Origin of the sequence: Dietzia sp. DQ11-44 (assembly GCF_014145205.1) — a bacterium.
GTDB classification, from domain to species: Bacteria; Actinomycetota; Actinomycetes; order Mycobacteriales; family Mycobacteriaceae; genus Dietzia; species Dietzia natronolimnaea.
Genome location: NZ_JAALEC010000461.1, coordinates 1 through 2,383 on the forward strand (window position 1 = coordinate 1; position 2,383 = coordinate 2,383).

3 protein-coding genes are annotated in these 2,383 nt (G+C 71.4%); 2 read left to right on the forward strand and 1 reads right to left on the reverse strand.

Translation table 11 applies throughout. The annotated features are described in order from the left end of the window. Positions 1-429 (reverse strand): DUF3099 domain-containing protein (locus G6018_RS11855; protein WP_182639699.1); only part of this gene is annotated, 429 nt, incomplete at its 3' end. A 58-nt stretch (positions 430-487) separates the two neighbouring features. On the opposite strand from G6018_RS11855, the gene G6018_RS11860 reads away from it, so the two are divergent. Together G6018_RS11860 and G6018_RS11865 are read left to right on the forward strand one after the other, a co-directional pair. Further along, entirely contained in the window at positions 488-733 is a 246-nt protein-coding gene (locus tag G6018_RS11860; RefSeq protein WP_017837712.1) for a DUF3039 domain-containing protein, read from the forward strand. Beyond that, positions 726-2,383, forward strand: a 1,658-nt coding sequence (locus tag G6018_RS11865; protein ID WP_182639700.1) for a DEAD/DEAH box helicase family protein, incomplete at its 3' end; no start/stop codon positions are given. The genes G6018_RS11860 and G6018_RS11865, both read left to right, overlap by 8 nt.

Genomic DNA, 2,383 nt, shown 5'->3' on the forward strand with positions numbered 1-2,383 from the left:
GTCGCCGGAGCGGTCCCCGGGTGCCGGGGCGTCGTGGGTCGGGCCGTCGTGGGCCGGGCTCTGGTGCGAGGGGCCACCTGTGAGGCCCGGCGGCATCGCGCGGGGCGTGTGGTTGGCCAGCGCACCGGCGGTGTACATCCGTGCCTGCCCCTTGGGTAGCGGAGGCCTGTCGTTGGCGCTGATCACGGCGATCCACGGGATCGGTATGGACCCCGCGACGATGGCCAGTGCGATCCACGGGTTGTTCCAGAGAGCCAGGGAACCCGCGGCGAGGAGCAACGCCGGGATCCGGATGGACATCAGGAGGAAGTACCGCTTCTTCCGCGCCGCGAGCTCGTCCCGGTAGGACTCCCGCGCGGCGGTGATCAGAACGGGCCTCGCGGTGCCGTCCCGATCCTTGGACCGCTTGCGACGGGAGTCGGGTGCCATGGCCCCCAAGGTACTCCGGCGTTGGCGCACCGACCGTGGCGTGCGGCATCATGAGGGGGTGAGCACCACCCGGACCAAGACACTAGAGCGCCCCGAGGTCACGACGACCGAGGAGACGCAGGACGACGCGCCCAAGTTCTTCCACTACGTGGACAAGAGCAAGATCGCCGAGAGCGCGGTCATGGGCTCCTATGTGATCGCCCTCTGCGGCGAGGTGTTCCCTGTCACCCGGTCCGCCAAGCCCGGTTCTCCCGTCTGCCCGGAGTGCAAGCGCGTCTACGAGACCCTGAAGCCTGGTGAGTGAACCCGGCGCGGTCCCGGGCACCGAGGAGCAGACCGCAGACCCCGCCGCCACGGCGGCCGCGGGCGCGCCGCTGCGCGCCTGGCAGCGGACCGCGCTGCGCAAGTACCTCATGGCTCGGCCGAAGGACTTCCTCGCCGTGGCCACCCCCGGCGCCGGTAAGACGACGTTCGGTCTGCGCGTGGCCACCGAACTCCTGACCGACCGGACGGTCGACGCCATCACCGTGGTGGCCCCCACCGAGCACCTCAAGTTCCAGTGGGCCGAGGCCGCCGCGAGGGCCGGTATCGCGCTCGATCCCGAGTACTCCAACTCCTCCGGCGCTCTCGCGCCGGAATACCACGGCGTGGTGGTCACCTACGCCCAGGTGGCCTCCCACCCGTTCAAGCACCGCGAACGGACCGCATCCCGCCGTACGCTGGTGATCCTCGACGAGATCCACCACGGTGGCGACGCCAAGAGCTGGGGAGACGGCATCCGTGAGGCGTTCGACGACGCCGAGCGTCGCCTGTCCCTGACCGGCACACCGTTCCGCTCCGACGACAGTCCGATCCCGTTCGTCACCTACGAACCCGACGGCCAGGGCCATCAACGGTCCAGGGCCGACCACTCCTACGGGTACGCCGACGCCCTGGCCGACGGCGTCGTGCGACCCGTCGTCTTCCTCGCCTATTCCGGCGAGGCGCGCTGGCGGACCAACGCCGGTGAGGAGTTCTCCGCCCGGCTCGGCGAACCACTCAGCGCGGACCAGAACTCGCGCGCCTGGCGGGTGGCGCTGGACCCCCACGGCGACTGGATGCCGGCGGTCCTCCAGGCGGCACACACCAGGCTCCGGCAGATCCGCGCGGGTGGGGTGCCCGACGCCGGCGGGCTGGTGATCGCCACCGACCAGGAACGCGCTCGCGAGTACGCGGCTCTGCTCACGGAGATCACCGGGCGGGCCCCCGTCGTCGTCCTGTCCGACGACCCCACCGCCTCGAGCCGGATCGGCACGTTCTCCGCCTCGACGGACGAGTGGATGGTCGCGGTCCGCATGGTCTCGGAGGGTGTGGACGTGCCGCGCCTGAGCGTGGGGGTGTACGCCACCAGCGCCTCGACCCCCCTGTACTTCGCCCAGGCCATCGGCCGGTTCGTCCGGTCCCGCAGGCCGGGGGAGACCGCGTCGGTGTTCCTGCCGTCGGTCCCGGTCCTGTTGCAGCTCGCCTCCCAGATGGAGGCCCAGCGGGATCACGTCCTGGGCAAGCCCCACCGCGAGGACGGGCTCGAGGACGAGTTGCTGGCGCAGGCCAACCAGCAACACGACGAGCCCGACGCGGACGACGAGGACAAGGGGTACATCTCCCTCGGTGCGGACGCCGAACTCGATCAGATCGTCTACGAGGGGTCCTCCTACGGCACGGCCACGTTCGCGGGGAGCGAGGAGGAGGCCGACTACATCGGTCTCCCCGGTCTGCTCGGGGCGGACGACGTCAAGGCCCTCCTGCGTCAGCGGGAGAAGGAGCAGATCAGGCGGTCGTCCGGTGAGGCGTCCTCCGCGCCCGGGGCCGTGGCGGTGGTGGGCGTGGGGACGGACCCGACCATCTCCGGCACCACCCTCCCGGGCAACGCCGGCGGTCCGGGGGCGAACGCGGGTGCGGCTGCCGCCCGCGTGGC